This is a genomic window from Stenotrophomonas sp. P2112, from assembly GCF_041897515.1.
GTDB classification, from domain to species: Bacteria; Pseudomonadota; Gammaproteobacteria; order Xanthomonadales; family Xanthomonadaceae; genus Stenotrophomonas; species Stenotrophomonas sepilia.
Genome location: NZ_CP169216.1, coordinates 2,549,003 through 2,568,048 on the forward strand (window position 1 = coordinate 2,549,003; position 19,046 = coordinate 2,568,048).

Consider the following 19,046-nt stretch of genomic DNA (forward strand, 5'->3'; position numbering starts at 1 on the left):
CTTCCCCACACCTGCCAGAATGCGCGCCATGCGTGGCCGCCCCTTCCCGTCCGTGCGTCGCCTGCCGACGCTGCTGACGTGCCTGCTCCTGTTGACCTCCCTGCCCGCCTTTGCCGTGCAGCGCCCGCCGGTGAGCGGCGGGCTGCCCGATTACGAACACACCGCCTGGCGCGTCGGCCAGGGCGCGCCGGGCGATATCTGGGACATTGCCCAGGACCGTGAGGGCCTGTTGTGGCTGGCTACCGGCTCGGGCCTGTACCGCTTCGATGGCCGTCGCTTCGAACGGCAGGCAGCGCCCGCCGGCAGCCAGTTCCCGTCCACCAACATGGTCACGCTGGCGCATGCCGCCGGCGGTGCGCTGTGGATCGGCTACTTCCAGGCCGGCATCAGCCAGTTCACGCATGGGCAGCTGCGCAGCTACGGCCGCGAGCAGGGGGTGCCGGTCGGCGTGGTCCCACGCTTCAGCCAGGATCGCCAGGGCCAGCTCTGGGCGGCGATCAATGGCGGGCTGCGCCGCTTTGACGGACATCGCTGGCAGCCACTGCCGGCCGCTGCCGGCCTGCCAGAGCGCCGTGTGCAGTGGGTGCTGCACGACAGCCGGGGCAGGTTCTGGGTGCTGGCCGACCTGAAGATCTGGATGCGTGCGGCGGGCCAGACCGCGTTCGAGGACACCGGCATCGCGGTCTCGCAGATGGCGACGCTGGCCGAAAGCCCGCAGGGTGAAGTGTGGCTGGCCGACCGGGTGAGAGGCACCTCGCCGCTGGCCAACGCGCAGGGTCTGCTGGCAGACAGCGAACGTGAGGCGCGGCGGTTGCCGGAACTGGTTGCTGCGCGCCTGCAGTTCACTGCCGATGGCGCGCTGTGGGCCACGATGAGCCCGCACGGCGGCGTCGCCCGCATCACCTTCGACGGCACCCGGGCCGTGCGCATGGAACGCTTCGATTCGCCGCAAGGACTGACCGCCACATCGGCAGTGCCGATCATCGTCGATCGCGAAGGCAATCTCTGGATTGGCACCAATCTCGGCCTCAACCGCTTCCGCGCACGCAGCGTGCACGCCCTGGTGGTCGGCCCAAGCGATCCGTACCGCTCGCTGGTGCGGGCCAGTGATGGCCGCGTGTATGGCTATGGCGAAGACCTCAAGCCCTACGACCTGCGGCGCCCCCTGCTGGATGGCAGCGCCACGCAGCTGCAGGCCGCCGCTCGGCAGGCACCCACGCCGATCTGGCAGTTCGACTGGGTCAACCTCGCGCGCACGGTCGCCGGCCACACCACATTGATCCCGCTGCCGGCGCCGTTCACCGGGCAGCCGCTGCATGCCCTGTTGTTCCCCGATGACGGACAGGCCTGGGTCTGCGCCGGAGAACGCGGGGTGCTGCACTACCAGCATGACCAGTGGCAACGTGAAATCCGCCTGCCAGAGCAGGCCTGCTCATCGCTGGCGCTGGATGCCGATGGCCAGCTGCTGCTCGGCTATGCCGATGGCCGCCTGCGCCGCCTGGGTACGAATGGCACCGAGACCTTCGACGCCGGGAACGGCCTGTCGGTAGGGCCGATCACCGCGATGCTGCACCACCGGGACCTTCTGCTGGTCGCCGGCGAAGCGGGGCTGGCGGCACGGCTGGACAACGGCCGGTTCGTTCCGGTGCGCACCGACATGGCCGGTGTCCTGGAGGGCATCACCGGCATGGTCGCCGATGCCAATGGGCACCTGTGGCTAAACGGCAGCCGTGGCCTGGTACGGATGGAAAGCGGGTTGCTGCGCCGTGCCCTGCGCACCGGTCTGCCAGTGACGCCACGCCTGTTCGATGCCATCGACGGCATGCCCGGCATCGCCCTGCAGAGCGGACCGATCGCTACCGCCGCCCTGGCCGACGACGGCCTGCTGTGGCTGGCCACCAACCAGGGCCTGGCCTGGCTGGACACCACCCGCTCGCACGTCAATACGATGGCTCCCAGCGTGCGCATCGGCGAGGTGCTGTATGGCAGCGAGCACGCGCCGCTACGCGATGGCCTGCGCCTCCCGGCCGGCACCAGCCAGCTGCAGATTGAGTACGTGGCGCTGTCGTTGGCACGTCCGGAGCGCAACCGCTACCGCTACCGCCTGTCGGGCGTGGATGACGGCTGGCAGGACGCTGGCAGCAGCACACGTGCGTACTACACCAACCTCGCGCCCGGCAGCTACCGGTTCGAGGTGGAAGCCGCCAACGAGGACGGCATCTGGAGCACCGCACCGGCCAGCCGCAGCTTCCGCATCGCTCCCACCTTCATGCAGACAGTGTGGTTCAAGCTGCTGTGCACCGCCGCCGTGCTTGCACTGCTGGTGCTGGCGGTACGCATCCGCAGCGGGCAGCTGGCCGCACTGTTCCGCGCCCGACTGCAGGAACGCAACGGCGAGCGCGAACGCATCGCGCGCGACCTGCACGACACCCTGCTGCAGGGTAGCCAGGGCCTGATCCTGCGCCTGCACGCGATCAGCCAGTCAGCGCAGACACCGGAGCCTGTGCGCAGTCAGCTTGAGTCAGCGATGCAGCTGGCCGAGCGCAACCTGGCCGAGGGTCGCGAGCGGGTCAATGCGCTGCGCGAGGCGCCGTTCGCGGGCCGCGACCTCGCTTCGGCGCTGGCCGACGTGCACGCCGAATACGCCGGGCATGGCATCAATCCCCTGCGCCTGACCGTGGAAGGCGCGACGCCACCGCTGCAGGCCGACGCGGCCGAAGAGGTGTTCCTGATCGGGCGCGAGGCCATCCGCAATGCGTTGCGCCATGCCAATGCCAGTGCCATTGAAGTGGAACTGTCCTATGGCACGCGTTGTTTCCTGCTGCACGTGCGCGACGACGGCGCCGGCATTGCCGACGAGAACGCCGGCCATGGCCATTGGGGCCTGCAGGGCATGCGTGAGCGCGCCCAGCGCCTCGGCGCGGAACTGCAGCTGTGGACCCGCCCCGGGCTGGGCACCGAGATCGCGCTGGCGGTTCCCGCCCGTCGCCTGTATCACCGCCGCCCATCGCGTTGGCGCTGGCCCTGGAGTAGAACGAGCCATGACTGAATCGCCTACCCCGATCGGCGTACTGGTGGTCGATGATCACCCGTTGCTGCGTGACGGCCTGGCTGCGCTGCTGGGCGCCCATTCCGACCTGCGCCTGCTCGGCGAGGCCGCCGATGGCGAGGAAGCCATCGCGCGCTATCAGCAGCTGCAGCCAGACGTGGTACTGATGGACCTGCAGATGCCACGCCTGGATGGTGTGGAAGCCATCGTGCGGATCCGCACGATGGATCCGCGCGCGCGCATCATCGTGCTGACCACCTACCGTGGTGACGTACGTGCGGTGCGGGCGCTGCAGGCCGGCGCCAGCGCGTACCTGCTGAAGGACATGCTGCGCCATGAACTGGTCGACACCATCCGCATGGTCGCCGGCGGCCGGCGCGCACCGATTCCCCCGGCCGTGGCGGCCAGCATCGCCGCGCATGTAGTGGAAGATCGCTTGTCGCCGCGCGAGACCGAGGTACTGCGGCACGTGGCCGGAGGGCTGTCGAACAAGCGCATCGGCGAGCGCATGCAGATTTCCGAGCAGACGGTGAAGGCGCACATGAAAAGCCTGATGGACAAGCTCGGCGTGGGTGATCGCACGCATGCGGTAACCCAGGCGCTGCGGCGCGGCATCATCAGCCTGGACGACAGCGGTCACGATTAGGGGGTTGTCCGGCAGGGCTTGCAGCCCTGCACCCGCGGTAGTGCCGGCCGCTGGCCGGCAACTTCAACAGCAAAATCAAAAGCGCGCTCTCCGTGGGATGGCGCGGCGGTGTCGGAGTGCGGGGACGCTGCAAGTACGTCCCTGTAAGCTTGGCAGCCGCATCCATGCGGCTGACACCCCGCACTCCGACACCGCCCCACCTCTGACAGATTCCTGCGGCTGTCGGTAGGCGTCGACCTTGGTCGACACTTCTCTCAGATATCGAAATCAATCTGGGGTCAGATCCGTTTTCCTCCGGAAAACGGATCTGACCCCAAGAGCCATTCCAACAGAAGGCGGGGTGGGTCCGGTTGCGGGGGCGTGAGCGCCATGGATGGCGCGACCGAGCCTCCATGGGTGAGGGCGCTTCGCTTGCGAAGCATTGCTTCGCAAGCGCCCGAACGCCCAGCCGCCAGCGGCTGGGCCGGACTGGGGATTCACGGCGTCCCCCGCAACCGGACCCACCCCGCCTCCCTACAGGAACCCCGCTGTTGCTGTTGCTGTTGCTGTTGCCTCCAGCAGGTGCAGGGCTGCAAGCCCTGCCGAACAACCCCCTACTTCAAACGCAGTGCCAGGCTGCCCCCCGCACACACCACCGCCAGCCAGGCCACGCCGTGCCACCCCCACTGCGCCAGCGCCAGGCTCCCCAGCGCACCACCGGCGGCCATGCCGATGAACATGCCGGTGAACAACAGCGCATTGAGCCGGCTGCGTGCCGGCGGCACCAGCCCGTAGACCAGGGTCTGGTGCGCCACCAGCGCCGACTGGAAGCCGAAGTCGAACAGCAGCGCACTCACCACCAGCAACGGCAACAGCGCGGCGGCCGGCAACCAGGCTTCGGCCAGCAGCAGGCCGAAGCCCAGCAGCGCCACCGCAATCGCCAGCCGTGCCACCGCATGGCACCCGAGTCGATCAGCGAAACGGCCGGCAAACGGCGCGGCCAATGCACCGGCCGCACCGGCGATACCGAACGCACCCGCCGCCGCACTGCCGAGGCCCAGACGTGCATGCAGCATCAGCGCCAGGGTCGACCAGAACGCGCTGAATCCCACGGCCAGCAGCGACTGGCTGGCCACCGCACGGCGCAGCTGCGGCTGCTCGCGCCACAACGCCAGCAACGAACCCAGCAACGCCGGATAGCGCAGCGTGCTGGTCGGCGCGAAACGCGGCAGTGCACGCGCCATCACCGCGCCCATCGCCGCCACGGATACCGCCGCCAGCACGAACTGCGTGCGCCAGCCCCACGCTTCAGCCACCACGCCACTGACCACCCGCGACAACAGGATGCCGAGCAGCAGGCCGGTCATCACCCGGCCGACGATCTGGCCGCGCTGCGCATCCGGTGCCAGCACCGCAGCGGCGGGAACGATGTCCTGCGCCAGCGTTGCCATCAGCCCGACCAGCAGGCTGGCCATCAGCAGGCCCGGCAGGTGCCCGGCCATCGCGGCGGCGCCCAGTGCCAGCGCCAGCAGCGCGGACTTCAACAGGATCAGATGGCGGCGGTCGAAGCGATCGCCCAGCGGTGCCAGCAGCAGGATGCCCAGTGCGTAGCCGAGCTGGGTCAAGGTTGGCACCAGGCCGGCGGCGCGCTCACCGGCGCCAAGGTCCTGGGCGATCAGGCCCAGCATGGGCTGGCTGTAATACAGCGACGCGACCGAGAAGCCGGCACCGGCCGCCATTGCCAGCACCAATGGGGCGGAAGGCACGGTCGCCGGTGCGGCCGCAACAGACAGCGAGGGGGTAGACATGGGGGAGCCCCGTAGAGGAAGTGAGCGTATCCTGCCTGTATTCGCCAAACGTCTGTAGTAGGCTCTGGCACATATATTTCATACGCCACACGCATGAATGACCTCGCCACCGGCGCTGATCGCCTGGATCTGCTGCGCACCTTCCTGCGCATCGTCGATGCCGGCAGCCTGTCTGCTGCGGCCCTGCAGCTGGGCACCACCCAGCCGACGGTCAGCCGACGCCTGCAGGCACTGGAGCGGCAGCTCGGCCTGCGTCTGCTGCAGCGCTCCACCCATGGCCTGCAACTGACCGAGGACGGCCTGCGCTGCCAGCGTCATGCGCAGCGCGTGGTCGACGAATGGGAGTCGCTGCAGGCCGAGCTGAACGGCGAACCGGAAACGCTGCGCGGACGCCTGCGGGTGATGGTGCCGCACGCCTTTGGCCAGGCGCAGCTGCTGCCGACCATGCTCGCATTCCTCGCCCAGCACCCGCAGCTGAGCCTGGAGTGGATCCTTGAAGATCGTCGCCCGGATTTCATCGCAGAAGGCATCGACTGCGCGGTGCGGGTGGGCCCTGTCGACGAACCGCGCATGGTTGCACTGCCGCTCGCCGAAGTGCCGCGCATCGTCGTGGCAGCGCCCTCGCTGGTGGACGCCACGGCGGTCAGTACGCCGGAACAGGCACAGTCACTGCCGTGGATCTCGCTGGTCACCTACTACCGCGAACGCCTGCTGCTGCATGATGCGCAGGGCCGGGCGCATACGCTGTCAATCAGCCCGCGCCTGCTCAGCGACAACCTGTTCGTGGTACAGCAGGCTGCACGCGCCGGGCTGGGCGCAGCGGTGGTCTCGGCCTGGCTGGTGGCCGACGACCTCGCACAAGGGCGGCTGGTGCAGCTGCTGCCGGACTGGCAGGCACCGGCACTGCCGGTACACGTCGTGTTTCCTGCCGCGCGCCAGCAGCCGCCACGGCTGCGCGCCTTCATCGATGCGATGAAGGCTGCGTTGCCGCAGCTGCACGGAATGCGGCCGGCACCGCGCTAGGTCACCGGCCCCATCATCCACGCATGGCGTGGATTTTGTTCAAGACCACAGGGTCAGAGCCCTTCCCGTTGAGAAGGGATCCGACCCTGTCGATCATTGCGCCTTCGCAGCCTCGGCATTCCACGCCGCGACCTTGGCCTTGGTGTCGGCCAGCATCTTGTCCAGCGCGGCGCGGTCATACACGTTGCCGCGCAGGATCACGCTGTCGATCTTCTCGGTGGCGGCGATGTCCTGCAGTGGGTTGGCGGTCAGCAGCACCAGGTCGGCGGCCTTGCCCCGCGCGACATCACCGTAACGGTCCATCTGGCCAAACCAGGCCGGGCCGGAACGGGTTGCGGCCGCCAGCGCCTGCGGCGCGCTCAGGCCCTCCTTCACGAACAGCTGCAGTTCCTGGTGCAGGGCGATGCCCGGGAAGTTGAACGAGTTGAGGAAGCCCGCATCGGTGCCGGCAATGATCGTCACGCCCGCCTCCTGCAGCAACGGCAGCACGGCAGCCACCTGGTGGTACTGCGCGTGGCGCGCCTCGATCTGTGCCGGCGTCGCCTTCGCCGCGCGGTCCACGCGCCACTGGTAGGTCGCGCGCAGGCCCGGGCCGATGTAGGCCAGGTACGGATCGTTGGCGTGGTCATCCTGGTCCAGGAAATCGAGGACACGGCCACCGTTGAGGGTCGGGGTCACGAATACGCCGCGCTTGGCGAAATCACGGTAAGCGTGCATCGCAGTGTCACGGTCGAAGCTGGCGTCGAGGCGGCGATTGGCTTCCGCGCGGTCGATGCGGCCGGCGCCGAAGTCGGCGGCGATCTTCGCTTCGTCCCTGCTGCCGGCCTTGAATGCGTAGTCCAGGTGCTCGATCGAGGCCAGGCCGGCATCGACCGCCTGCTCCACCGTCAGCGCCATCGGAATGTGGCCCGAGGCCTTGAAGCCGGCCTTGCGCGCTGCGCTGGCCGAATACAGGAACAGATCCGGCTTCAGCGTGCTGTCGGTGATCTTCACGAAGTCGACCCTGTCGTGCTGCAGTCGGGTGATCGCCTTGTCGACGTCGGCCTCGCTGCCCACTTCGATCGTGCCCTTCCAGACCGGCTTGATGCCTTCGATCTTCGCGCCGGAACTGAGCAGGCGCGGGCCGAACAGCGTGCCCCTGGCGATCTCGCCACGCCACTGCAGCACCTGCTCGGGCAGGTCGCCCGAGCAGTCACGCACGGTGGTGATGCCGTGCGCGATGTACAGCGGCAACAGTGCCTTGTTCTCTTCGATCAGCGCCGGGCCACCACCGAAGTGCACATGCATGTCCCACAGGCCCGGGATCAGGTATTTGCCCTTGGCATCGATCTGGCGGGCCGCGCTCCACTGGCTGCGCAGCTGCGCGTCCGGGCCCACCGCGACGATGTCCTCGCCGCGGATCACCACGCTCTGCCCGGCCCGCGTGCTGGCGTGCTCGACGTCGACCACGATGGCATTGCGGATCAGCAGGTCGGCGCGCTCGGCAGCAGATACCGACAGCGGCGCCACCGCAAGAAGGATGGCAAGGGACAACGGGCGGGAACGGAACATGATGGACAGCATCCTGGTAGGCACGGCCAGCGTGCGGGTGGAAGGAGTAGCGGTTCAGCGCGCCGCGCCGTGCTGGCGCAGCAGGGTTTCAATGCCGGCATAGCCACGCTGGCGCGCGTGCGCCAGTGGCGTTACGCCATCGCCATCGGCCAGCTCCGGGTCGGCACCGGCCTCCAGCAGCAGCTGCACGATCTGCACATGGCGTTCACCACCGTCGCCAAGCAGGATCGCTTCCAGCAGCGCGGTCCAGTGCAGGCGGTTGACGTGGTCCACCGCCACACCTGCACGCAGCAGCATGCGCACGGTGCTGACGTGGCCGCGCTCGGCGGCCGGAATCAACGCAGTGCCCCCATAGCGGTTGGTGCTGCGCAGATCGGCGCCGTGCGCCAGGGTCATCGCCAGGATCTCATCCAGGCCGCGCGCGCCGGCATACAGGTAGGCACTGTCCTGCAGCGCATCCTTGGCATTGACGTCCGCCCCGGCCTCGATCAGTTCGCGCGCGGCATCCACGTTGTTGCCCTGCGTGGCCAGCAGCAGCGCCGTGCGGCCCTGGCCATCGTGCGCCTCCAGCGTGGCGCCATCCTCGATCGCCTGTCGCACCGCATCGGCGTCGCCGCGGCTGGCGGCATCACGCAGGCGCGCGTCTGCGTCGGCTCTGGAGGTGGCAGTGCAGGCAGGGGTGACCATGGCCAGCAGACACAACAACAGCACGCGCGTGAACGGTGCAGGCCAGCCAGCAGGGCAATGGAAGCGCATCACGGTGTCTCCTTTTCTCCATCGCCGCAGGGCGATGGTCGCAGGAGCCGCGCATTGCCGGCCCCTGCCCCGCATGGTAGAAGTCGGCCTGGGTATCCAGAAGTGAAATGTTCAAATGCAAGACAGTGCCAAATCGAATAGAACCCTGTTCGAACTGGACCTGCTGCGGGCGCTGGTGATGGTGGCCGACTGCGGCAGCTTCACCACGGCGGCCACGCGCCTGCATTCGACGCAGTCCACGGTCAGCCAGAAGGTACGGCGGCTGGAGGAACTGGCCGGGCATCGCCTGCTCGAGCGCGGCCACCGCGATGTACACCCCACCGACGCCGGCCACACCCTGCTCGGCTATGCGCGGCGCATGCTCGACCTGAACGAGGAAATGGCACAGGCGCTGGCCGGCGCGACGGTGGAAACTGCGGTCCGCATCGGCGTACCCGAAGACTTCGTCAACCCGCAGACCACCCGCATGCTGGCCGCCTTCAGCCGCCGCCACCCGCAGGTGAAGCTGGAGATCAGCAGCGGCCTGAGCCGTGACCTGGCCCAGGGCTTCGACCACGGCGAGCTGGACCTGGTGCTGGTCAAGCAACGCCGCAACAGCCGCCAGGCGGTGCATTGCCGGCACGAGCCGATGCACTGGATCGACAGCCTGCGCAGCAGCTGCCTGCAGCAGGACCCGCTGCCGCTGGTCACCTTCCCGCCGCGAGGGCTGTACCGCGACGAGATGACCCACGCCGTGGAAGCGCTGGGCCTGCGCTGGCGCATTGCCTTCACCAGTTCGTCGCTGAGTGGCATCCAGGGCGCGGTGGCTGATGGCATCGGCGTCAGCCTGCTGCCGCGCCGCGCGGTCACGCGCGAGCACCGCATCATCGATGGCGAGCGCGGGCTGCCGGTGATCGACAACTACGAAATCGGTCTGCTGCATCGTGCCGATGCCGATGATGCGGTGCGGGCACTGGCCAGCGAGCTGTGGCGGCAGGTACAGCGCGAACCGGACTGACCACGATAGATCCACGCCACGCGTGGATGCCTTTCGCGCATTGATCATCGATATCTGATCAATCTTGCCGCACGGCGGGAATCATCGCCTCGTACAGTGCCCCCTGCTTCCGTGCTCCACGGCGCCTCGCCATGTCCGACCAACCCCCGACCCGATTCGATCCCCTGCCTGCAGCCCTGCAGACGCACCTGCAGCACCAGCGTGCACGGATCGCCTCACGCGTGGCCGCCAGCTTCCCGACGTTGCCGGTGCAATGGCCGCTGGCCGCCAGCACATTGCAGCGCGTGGTCGATGCCGAACTGATCGATCGTGACGACTGCGGCGGCTGGGAAGCGCTGGGCGTGGCGTTCGGTGACATTCTGGCCCAGCGCGTGCCGGGCCTGGCCTGGATGCAGGTCACCGATGCCTGGGGCATCGATGCGGTGCTGCGCTATGCCGACAGCAGCCTGCAGATCGGCGCCAGCACCCTGCTGCTCAAGCGCGTGGAGCAGGGCGAGGTCATCGACATCGCCCATCTGCTGGCGTGGCTGGAAGAATTCGTCGCTACCGGCGCCGACGATTACGCCTGAAAGCCGCCGGGCATGGCTCGGTGCTACAGAGGTTGGCGCGGCCTGGATCTACAGCCAGCGGCCGTCCACCACCACGCGTCGCTCCACCGGCACTGCGGCCACGGCCGCCGGACCGTGATCGGCGCGCACCGCCACGAAGGTGGCCGGCAGGCCTTCGGCAATGCCGTGCTGCGGCAGCCCGATCACCTGCGCGGCGTGGGTGGTGACCATGTCCAGCGCCAGCATCAGGTCGGCATCGGTGTAGAAGCCCGAGCGGTAGCCCAGCAGCATCGCCCGCTGCAGCAGATCGCCGTTGCCGTACGGCCACCAGCAGTCACGGATGTTGTCATTGCCAGCGAACACGCGCACGCCGGCATCATGCAGCGCACGCAGCGGCGGGAACGGATGATCCCCCGGCGCGTTGCTCATGATCGCTACGCCCGCCGTCGCCAGCGCCTCGCCCACCTGCACCGCGCGCGCCAGCGGCACTTCGCCCAGCGAGTAGGCATGACTGACCGCCACCCGCCCCTGCAGGCCAGCGGCCCGGGTCCGCGCGGCAATGCGCAGCAACTGGGCCAGTCCGGTTTCGCCGGGCTCGTGCAGGTGGATGTCCAGGCGCACGCCATAGCGCTCGGCCAGGCCGAACAGCAGTGCCAGTTGGCCTTCGGCATCGCCATCCAGCGTGGTCGGGTCGATGCCTCCCAGCACCTCCACGCCCGCTGCAAGGGCCTGCTCAAGCACGGCGGCGGTACCCGGACAGGACATCACCCCGGCCTGCGGGAACGCTACCAGCTGGATGCGCATGAGGCCGGCACAGCGGAGCGAGGCCTCGCGTACCGCCTCGAGATGACGCAGGCCCGTGCTGCCGTCGATGTCGACGTGGCAGCGCATGGCCACCGTGCCGAAGCGGCTGCACTGGCGGATCAATGCCTCGGCACGGTCCACCATCGGCGCGGCACCCGCTACCGCGGCCTTCTCCACCGCCAGCCGCTCACGCAGGCTGTTCACCGGCTGATGCGGGTGCCAGCGGTCTCCGACAAAACTCTTGTCCAGATGGATGTGGCCGTCGACCAGCCCGGGCAGGACCGCGAAGCCCTGCAGGTCGACGCATTCCGCCCCGTCGGCCGGCGAGGCCTCGCCATTGAGGCCGCTGATGCGGCCATCACGGATATGGAAATGCAGCGGCGCACCGTTGCGGTCGACACCGCCATGGACGAACTGGAGGGTCATCGGGAACTCCTGGAATGCCAAGACTGCCGCCATCGTGCGCCCCGCTGCACCCATCGACCAACGAAATATCTGGATGGCACGCATTCACCAGGACGATGATTGCGCCTGCGACAACCGGTCGCAGCCACGCCGTGCACACCCCTGAACAGGTAACATAGGCGCCTGTTTCCGTTGTGATGCCGCATGGGCCCGTCCGACCGCCACGATCGTCTCCGCCGCTGGCAGGCCGCATCCCTGCTTGCCGCCGCCCCGATCGCCAGCCTGTCCGCCACTGATGCTGCGGCCGCTGCACCGCTGCAGTCGCCGCCGGGCCAGCAGCGCATCGCACCGGCTGCACTGGTCGAGCGCCTGCACCAGCGCGTGCTGTCCGGGCAGAGCGCCACCGCCACGCTGGAACACTGGTGCGCCGAACATGGGCTGGCCGAACAAGCCCGGGTGCGCGCGGTGCGCGTGCACGGCCAGGACAAGCCTGCCCCCGCCGACGTTCTGCAGGCGCTGGGCGCGACGCCGGGTACCGAACTGCGCTATCGCCGCGTACAGCTGGTCTGCGGCAGCCGCGTGCTGTCCGAGGCCGACAACTGGTACCTGCCTGGCCACCTCAGCCCGGCCATGAACCAGGTGCTGGACAGCACCGACGAACCGTTCGGTCGCGTGGTCGGCCCGCTCGGTTTCCAGCGCCAGACCCTGGCTGACCAGACGTTCTGGCCGCCGCGGGGCGAAGGCGATCACGGCGTGATCCTCGAGGTGCGTGCCTTGTTGCGCGACCGCCAGCAGCAGCCTTTCAGCTACGTCATCGAGTCGTACCTGCAACAGGCGCTGCCCTAGGCGACCGCGCGCGCCATCACCGCGGTGTCTAGACAGCAGAAGGCCCGGCATTGCCGGGCCTTCTGTCTGCCCGCCCGGTCAGCGGAACCGGTAGTCCAGCTGCAGCCAGTATTGGCGGCCATACGGGTCGTAGTTGCCGACCGGGTAGAACGGCCAGCCGCCCCCGTTCCTGTCTGCCGGCGGGCGGCTGTCACGCAGGTTGTTGACGATCACGCCCACCGACAGGTTCTCGCCGAACTGGCGGAACACGCTGGCGTTGTAGGTCATGTACGGCGCGATGCGGCCACTGCCATCGGTCTTCGGCAGTGAACCGAAACGATTGCCGTACAGCGTGGTGGTCCAGTCACCCTGGTTCCAGGTGATGCTGCCATTGGCCTTGCTGCGCCACTGGTAATCATCCAGCGAATTGCGGATGTCACGCTCCGGATCATCGGAGAACTGCCGGTACTTGTGCTCCAGCACCACGGTGTAGGCCAGGCGCGTGGTGAAGCGGCCATAGCGGCCGGCATCGAAACGCCAGTTGCCCTTCAGGTCCAGGCCGCGCACCGATTCGGAGGCCGCGTTGATCGGATTGATCAGCACGCGGGTCACCTGGTCCGGCTGCACCGTGGCGTTGGACGGATTGCGGATCACCCGCGACAGTGCGTCCTGGCACAGCGGTGAACCGATATCGCGCGCTTCGCCGCCCAGCGTGCGGCCCAGGCGGCAATCGGCCTCGTCACGCAGGATACGGCTGGTATCGAGGCTGGTCACCTCGTTGTCGATGCGGATGTCGTAGTAGTCGGCGCTGAAATCCAGCCCGGACAGCGGCGACCAGACCACGCCGAAGCCGTACGACTTTGCGGTTTCCGGCTGCAACTGTGCGTTGGCGCGGTTGCTGTAGTCGATCGACAGGCCGTTGTAGTCGCAGTTGTCGTACGACTGGCCTGCAGTACGGCAGCGCCAGTAATCGGTCATGCCCGGGTTGTAGCCGCGGGTCTCGGTGGCGAACACGTAGTTCATGTCCGGCGCACGGAAGCTGGTCGCGGCAGAGCCGCGGATCAACAGGCTCTCGATCGGGCGGAACTCGACGCCGAAGCTCCAGGTCGCCTTGCCGATGTGCTCGCCGCCTGCGCGGTACTGGTCGTAGCGGCCGGCCAGCGTGGTGGTCAGCGATTGCAGCAACGGCAACTGCAGTTCAACGCCGGCCGCATAGCGATCGCGATCACCGCCGGCACCGATACCGGCGCTGGTGTTCCAGAACTCGCCGGTGCCCAGCCGCGGGTCCGGGCGGTTGCGGTAGCCCTGGCTGCCGGCCTCGACCACTGCGGCCAGCGCAGCATCGCCGCCCGGCAGTGCGAACAGGCGGCCATTGACACTGGCACTGAAGGTCTGCAGCCACGCCGCGTTGCGACTTTCCTGATAGTCGGACAGGCCCGCATACTCGTTCGGAGTCAAAGGCTTGAACAGGCGCACCGGGTCCGGCGCATAGACCTCCACGCCATTGCGCACGCCCAGCTTCGGGCCCAGCAGGTACTCGTTGATGCCGGCCAGCAGCACCGGGCGACGGGTTCGGTTCTCGTAGCGCGACCGGCTGTAGACCGCCTCGTAGTCCCAGCCGCTGTCGCCGATCTGGCCGCGTGCGCCCACGTTGAACGACCACGAGTTCTCCAGGAACCGATTGGCATTGCGCGGCAGGCCACCGATTTCTTCCGGCGCGAAGCGGCGGTACCAGCTCTCCAGGCTTCCGCTGTTCTGGTTGTAGAAGTAGTTGCGTGAGGACGTCCAGGTCGGCGCGCGCGTGTTGTTGTAGATGCGCGCGCTGCCCACGGCGACATCGGCGAACAGGTCGGTGGTGTCGTTGACGTGGAAGGTCAACAGGCCATAGCCATTGAGGTTGCGCTTCTGGGTCTGCACGGTCCAGTAGCTGGCGGCGGCCTCGTTGCTGCCGCAGTACCAGCCCTGGCGCGGGTTGTTGGCACGGAACACGCTGCCGCCATAAATGCCCGACGCTGCGTCGCAGCCGCTCACGCCCGGATCGATGTTGCGGCCGGTGGCAGCATTGCGGCGATAGGCGATCGCGGTCGCCTGCGGCGCCTTGCCGGCCGGATCATCGTCCAGTGAATCCATGAAGTCGCGTTGGCGCGCGTGGATCGCCTTGCGCACGTCGAACTCGAAGCCGAACAGCGCATCCCAACGCTCGCCGGAACTGCCACCGACCACCTGCGCGCGCTGGTTGTCCCCCCCGCCCTGCTGGGTGCCGCCGGCGCGCACGTTCACGTCCACGCCTTCAAAGCGGTCCTTGAGGATGATGTTGACCACGCCGGCGATGGCATCGGAGCCATACACCGCCGACGCACCCGCGGCGAGCACCTCGATGCGCTCGATCAGGGCGCTGGGAATGTTGGCGAGGTTGACCACGTTCACCGAGCCCTCGTAGGCCAGCGGGTAGTCGGCCTGGCGGCGGCCGTTGACCAGCACCAGCGTGCGGTTCGGACCCAGTCCACGCAGGTTGATGGTGTTGGCGGCCGGCGTGAACGTATTGCCGAAGTCCTCGCCCTGCACGTTGCCGGTGTTCTCGGTCAGCGCGCTCAGCGCGTCGAAGGCATTGCGGTAGCCCTGCGCATCGATCTGCTCGCGGCTGATCACCGTCACTGGCGAGGGCCCCTCGACACTGGCACGGGGAATGCGCGAGCCGGTGACCTTCACTTCCTGCAATGTGGTGGGTGCGCTTTCCTGCGCGAAGGCCGGCAGCGAGACCAGCATCAGGGACGACAGCGCGAGCACCAGCGGACGCGGGCGCAACGCCTTGTGGGAGGCGGACATGGGCTTCCTGGGGGAGTGGGCGGGTGGTACGGGGGAGCCGTGGCCTGTGCGGCACATAACGATCCCGTAACGAAAGTGTCCTGAATGGGTGGTTTCAACGGAAATGACCAGCCCTGATGGGCTTATGCCTGAACCGAATCAGACGGACCCACGGCACCGCCACACTTTTGCAATGAATTGCATGGTCTGGCGCGCTTCCGATACGCATCGTGCATGGATGACCAACCGCGCCACCTACACTCACCTCGCCCCGCTGCGCCCCGTCCTGCGTCGCCACCTGCTGCACCTCCAGGCAACGCCCATCACCCTGCGTTCCTTCCAGCGCACCGATCTGCCGCGCTGGCGCACCTTCGACGACCGTCGCCAGCGCGGCCAACGGCCTTCCTACGGCATTGATGAAGAGGCCCGCTTCCTCGCCAGCGTCCATCGTTCACGCCTACAGGAAGACAACGATCTACTGGTACTGGGCGTGTTCGACGACGCGCAGGGCATCCTGCACGACCAACTGCATGTCCGCCTGCAGTCACTGCATTCGCGCTGCGCAGAACTGCAGTCGCTGCAGCACCGCAACGCCCATCCACAGGCCGCACTGCGCGCGCTGTGCCCGTTCCTGTTCGACAATGTCGGCCTGCATCGCATCTTCGTACTGCTGCCACCGGGTTGCACCACCCCTTTCGCCCAGGCACTGCAGGCCCTGGGCTTCATGCGTGAAGGCATCCTGCGCGACTTCCACCTGGACGCCGAGGGATGGCATGACCGCCAGTTGCTGGCGCTTACCGCGCCAGCGTGGCACAGCCACCTGCAGCGGATCGGCTAGCGCACCCGCTCCAGTGCCGCACCCGCGCCGGTCAGCACCGTGCAGGCGTGATCCTGCAGTTCTTCGCCGCTGGCATCGTTGCCGCTGGCGGCATCCACGCGGGTGGCCAGCAGGATGAAGCCGGGGCCACCCTGCACGTCATCGCGTCCGGCCACCACCAGGCTCCACTGGCCCACATCGCCTACGCCGCTCAGGCCATAGGCCAGCAGGTTGAGCGGATTGGCGGTCATTTCCGCACCGGGCAACAGATAGGCCTGGTACTGATGCCCGCGCAGAAGCACCGGCAACGGTGACCAGCGTGGCCCCAGGGCGCCGGCGTGTGCATCCAGGGCCTGCAGCACGTCCGTGCGCAGGCAATCGACATGGATATGCAACTGGTGCTGCGACCGTCCGTGCGGTGAATTCAGCGCCAGGCTGGCTACGTTGCGCGGTAATGGCTGGCCCAGGGCCTGTTCGGTGTGCGCGCGCGCCTGCCAGGCGGCCGCGAAATAGTTGGGCGCCCCACGCTGGTAAAGACCGCGGTTCTCGATGCCACTTACCTTGTCCAGCGGCATCAGCAGGAACTGGTAGTCACCGTGTGCATCCTTGACCAGCACGTCACGGCGGCCGGCCGCCGTCTCCACCCGCAGGCAGCTGCCGCGCGGGCCGTCAGCTGCCTGGCAGTCACGCTCGATCAGGCGCCACAGCGCATCGGAATGGACGGGCGGCGGAGGCGGCGCGCTCGCACAGGCGGACAACAGCAGCAGGGGCGACAGCAGCAACGAGCGCAGGGACACGGCGGCGACTCACGGAACAGGCACGGCAGGCGGCGCCGCACTGCATTCTAGCCAGCGCGGTGCTGCAATCAGTAGGTGCCGAACGGCACTTCAACCACGACCGGAGCCACGCCCTCGCCCGCCTGCAGGGTGTAGCGGTCCAGTGCGCCATCATCTTCGGCGTGCGGCTGGCGCTGGAAATGCAGGGGATAACGGTCATCACCCAGGCGCACGGCGCTGCCATCGGCCTCCAGCGCGGCACCTTCGGGAATCAGCAGCCCCCCAGGTCGCTGTAGGCCCCCGGCACATCGGTGAAACCATAGTCAGCCAGTTCATCCACGCGCTGCATCGCATAGACGTGCGGCAGGTAGGGGCGTGCCGGGCTGCGGCCATTGCTGAGGTCGGTCACCCAGGCCTGTGGCAGGTGGTATTGCTCGCGCAGTGCGGCCACGCCCAGCGACGGGCTGGCCACCTGCAGGCAGCACACCGCGCGCTTGCCCTCACGATCGACAATGGCGAATCGATCGCCGCGGGTGGCGGCCTGCGGCAGCATCGCGAACGCCAGGTTGCGCTGGGCGGGTGCGTAGCCTGCCTCGGTCTGCAGGTTGCGCCAGGCACCGAACACCGGCGCTTCCGCAGCGGCGTCCGGCGTCGGCTCGATGGCAGAGGCGGCAAACGCCACGCCCAGCACCGACACTGCCAGTACTCTTCTCGCCCTGCGCTTGTCGCGCAAACTGCCTGCCGTCATAGCGTATCCAACACCTGCACCGGAATGGCCCGGCCTGCCCGCTGGCGTGCTGCCAGCCATCCCTCCCACTATGCAATGACCACGCTGTGCCGGCAATGACCGGAGTGCTGACGCCTTTCGCGCGACGGGTGCTATCGTTCCGCCATCTTCCCTGCGCAGGAGCGCTCGCATGTCCGCCTTCCGTCTGTCCCTGTTACTGCCTGCGTCGGCCCTGCTGCTGTCGGCCTGCGTCAGCACCCCTGGCCCGCAGGTCAAGGGTACCGGCCACTGCGATGCCAGCCAGCTGGGCTGGGCAATCGGCCAGCCGGCCAACGAACCCAACATCCGCCGCCTGTCCAGCGAGAGCGGCGCCGGCCTGGTCAACCCGATCGGCCCCAGCACCATCACCACGAAGGACATCCGCCAGGATCGCCTGCGCGTGTACGTGGACAAGGACAACATCATCACCGCTACCCGTTGCGAGTAAGCGCCGCCTTAGTTTTTGTAGAGCCGAGCCCACGCTCGGCTGCTCTGCGGTCGGGCCATGCGAGAACCCGAGTCGAGCATGGCTCGGCTCTCTAGGGCTCAGGGTTCGGTATACCCCGCGCAGTCCGGCAGCGCCTGGTCGGGGTGGAACACCCCATCATTGAAGCGGAACAGCCGCGTGTAGCTGCATGCCGGGTCCTGCTCGGTGCGCAGGTCCTTCTTCTTCAGCGGGCCCTTGGCCAGCGAATCCTCGAAACGCGAAACGCCCGCCGGAAAGCGGGTTGCCACCGTCTGGTAGCGCAGCACCGGCATGCCCTCGGCCACCGGATCCAGCCCGAGCCTGGCCGAGAACCCGTATTCGTCGTGGCAGGCGCCTGCGCGCTGCTTCATGTCCTGCTCGCTGAAACACGCACGGATCATCGCATTGCCCAGCCATGGCACCGTCAGCACGTCGTCGTCCACCTGGATGTCGTCCTGCAGGTGGCGCACGCGTGCCAACTGCAGCGTGGACGCGTCGGCACCTCCACCGGAGTACATGGTGTTGAACTTGACGATGCCGCCTACCAGCACATTCTGGTGGGCGCGCTGCTGCGGGTCGGTCACCGGCTCATCGCTGCCGATACCCGGAGCCAGACGCACGATCCACGGCCACAGCGACAGCTCGCTTTCCTGCGGCACGTCGATGCTGACGTGGTAGGTATGCGCTTCGCTTTCGCCGGCCACCCGTTCAGAGACTTCCAGCGTCGTTGGCCGATCACCGTCCTCGGCCACCGGTTGCACACGCACGCACCAGACACGATCAAGCGTGCAGTACTGCGTGCGTACTTCGCCCTGCCCGCCCTGTTCCAGCACCTGCCCCAGCGGTTCCATCACGTTGCCGGCGGCATCGCGCTGCTGCGGCAGGATAGAAGACTGCGCCAGCACCAGCAGCGGGGTCGCCAGCAATGCAGCGCACAGGGCGGCGCGGACGGGAATGGAAGGCATGGGCGGCTCCTGTGGCTGGGATTCCGATGGTAACCGTTACCCGGACGGCGGCGGACCTGC

General features: G+C 67.9%; 15 protein-coding genes and 1 pseudogene. 8 read left to right on the plus strand and 8 right to left on the minus strand.

Going from position 1 to position 19,046, the window contains the following annotated elements; genetic code table 11:
- Nucleotides 1-19: 19 nt before the first annotated feature.
- Entirely contained in the window at nt 20-3,049 is a 3,030-nt protein-coding gene (locus ACEPA4_RS11845; protein ID WP_164230004.1) for a sensor histidine kinase, read from the plus strand.
- A complete protein-coding gene (locus tag ACEPA4_RS11850; protein ID WP_065196123.1) occupies nt 3,042-3,695 on the plus strand; it encodes a response regulator transcription factor in 654 nt (217 codons plus the stop codon). The genes ACEPA4_RS11845 and ACEPA4_RS11850 overlap by 8 nt, the downstream gene beginning before the upstream one ends.
- A gap of 593 nt (nt 3,696-4,288) precedes the next feature.
- Here ACEPA4_RS11850 and ACEPA4_RS11855 read toward each other — a convergent pair.
- On the minus strand, nt 4,289-5,482 hold the full coding sequence (locus tag ACEPA4_RS11855; protein ID WP_032954258.1) for an MFS transporter: 1,194 nt from the start codon (nt 5,480-5,482) through the stop codon (nt 4,289-4,291).
- 93 nt (nt 5,483-5,575) lie between these two features.
- On the opposite strand from ACEPA4_RS11855, the gene ACEPA4_RS11860 reads away from it, so the two are divergent.
- Nucleotides 5,576-6,505, plus strand: a complete 930-nt coding sequence (locus ACEPA4_RS11860) for a LysR family transcriptional regulator (RefSeq protein WP_005417015.1) — start codon at nt 5,576-5,578, stop codon at nt 6,503-6,505.
- 93 nt (nt 6,506-6,598) lie between these two features.
- On the opposite strand, the gene ACEPA4_RS11865 is transcribed toward ACEPA4_RS11860, so the two are convergent.
- Both ACEPA4_RS11865 and ACEPA4_RS11870 read right to left on the minus strand, forming a co-directional pair.
- A complete protein-coding gene (locus ACEPA4_RS11865; protein WP_374082863.1) occupies nt 6,599-8,056 on the minus strand; it encodes an amidohydrolase family protein in 1,458 nt (485 codons plus the stop codon).
- Nucleotides 8,057-8,110: 54 nt separating this feature from the next.
- Complete coding sequence (locus ACEPA4_RS11870) at nt 8,111-8,812, minus strand: ankyrin repeat domain-containing protein (RefSeq protein ID WP_065185738.1); 702 nt, start codon at nt 8,810-8,812, stop codon at nt 8,111-8,113.
- Between the two features lie 115 nt (nt 8,813-8,927).
- On the opposite strand from ACEPA4_RS11870, the gene ACEPA4_RS11875 reads away from it, so the two are divergent.
- Both ACEPA4_RS11875 and ACEPA4_RS11880 read left to right on the plus strand, forming a co-directional pair.
- Nucleotides 8,928-9,809: a LysR substrate-binding domain-containing protein gene (locus ACEPA4_RS11875; protein WP_374082864.1), complete on the plus strand. Its 882-nt coding sequence runs from the start codon at nt 8,928-8,930 to the stop codon at nt 9,807-9,809.
- A 131-nt stretch (nt 9,810-9,940) separates the two neighbouring features.
- The gene (locus ACEPA4_RS11880) at nt 9,941-10,378 is read left to right on the plus strand and encodes a DUF3806 domain-containing protein (RefSeq protein WP_374082865.1); all 438 of its coding nucleotides are present in this window, start codon (nt 9,941-9,943) and stop codon (nt 10,376-10,378) included.
- 48 nt (nt 10,379-10,426) lie between these two features.
- Here the strand turns inward: ACEPA4_RS11880 and ACEPA4_RS11885 are convergent, their stop codons facing one another.
- The gene (locus ACEPA4_RS11885) at nt 10,427-11,587 is read right to left on the minus strand and encodes an amidohydrolase family protein (protein ID WP_005417027.1); all 1,161 of its coding nucleotides are present in this window, start codon (nt 11,585-11,587) and stop codon (nt 10,427-10,429) included.
- 183 nt (nt 11,588-11,770) lie between these two features.
- Here ACEPA4_RS11885 and ACEPA4_RS11890 point away from each other — a divergent pair, with 183 nt between their 5' ends.
- Complete coding sequence (locus ACEPA4_RS11890; RefSeq protein ID WP_005417028.1) at nt 11,771-12,412, plus strand: hypothetical protein; 642 nt, start codon at nt 11,771-11,773, stop codon at nt 12,410-12,412.
- Between the two features lie 78 nt (nt 12,413-12,490).
- Here the strand turns inward: ACEPA4_RS11890 and ACEPA4_RS11895 are convergent, their stop codons facing one another.
- The gene (locus ACEPA4_RS11895; RefSeq protein WP_374082866.1) at nt 12,491-15,217 is read right to left on the minus strand and encodes a TonB-dependent receptor plug domain-containing protein; all 2,727 of its coding nucleotides are present in this window, start codon (nt 15,215-15,217) and stop codon (nt 12,491-12,493) included.
- A gap of 181 nt (nt 15,218-15,398) precedes the next feature.
- Here ACEPA4_RS11895 and ACEPA4_RS11900 point away from each other — a divergent pair, with 181 nt between their 5' ends.
- Nucleotides 15,399-16,034: a GNAT family N-acetyltransferase gene (locus ACEPA4_RS11900; protein WP_005417030.1), complete on the plus strand. Its 636-nt coding sequence runs from the start codon at nt 15,399-15,401 to the stop codon at nt 16,032-16,034.
- On the opposite strand, the gene ACEPA4_RS11905 is transcribed toward ACEPA4_RS11900, so the two are convergent.
- Nucleotides 16,031-16,810: a CDP-diacylglycerol diphosphatase gene (locus tag ACEPA4_RS11905; RefSeq protein WP_053499550.1), complete on the minus strand. Its 780-nt coding sequence runs from the start codon at nt 16,808-16,810 to the stop codon at nt 16,031-16,033. The two genes, ACEPA4_RS11900 and ACEPA4_RS11905, sit on opposite strands and share 4 nt — an antisense overlap.
- 68 nt (nt 16,811-16,878) lie before the next feature.
- A pseudogene (locus ACEPA4_RS11910) lies at nt 16,879-17,537 on the minus strand (decarboxylase).
- A 169-nt stretch (nt 17,538-17,706) separates the two neighbouring features.
- Between ACEPA4_RS11910 and ACEPA4_RS11915 the strand changes: the two are divergent.
- Entirely contained in the window at nt 17,707-18,003 is a 297-nt protein-coding gene (locus ACEPA4_RS11915) for a hypothetical protein (protein ID WP_005417035.1), read from the plus strand.
- Nucleotides 18,004-18,101: 98 nt separating this feature from the next.
- Here the strand turns inward: ACEPA4_RS11915 and ACEPA4_RS11920 are convergent, their stop codons facing one another.
- Nucleotides 18,102-18,986, minus strand: coding sequence for a hypothetical protein (locus tag ACEPA4_RS11920; protein ID WP_164093510.1), 885 nt, complete (start codon nt 18,984-18,986; stop codon nt 18,102-18,104).
- Nucleotides 18,987-19,046: the final 60 nt, after the last annotated feature.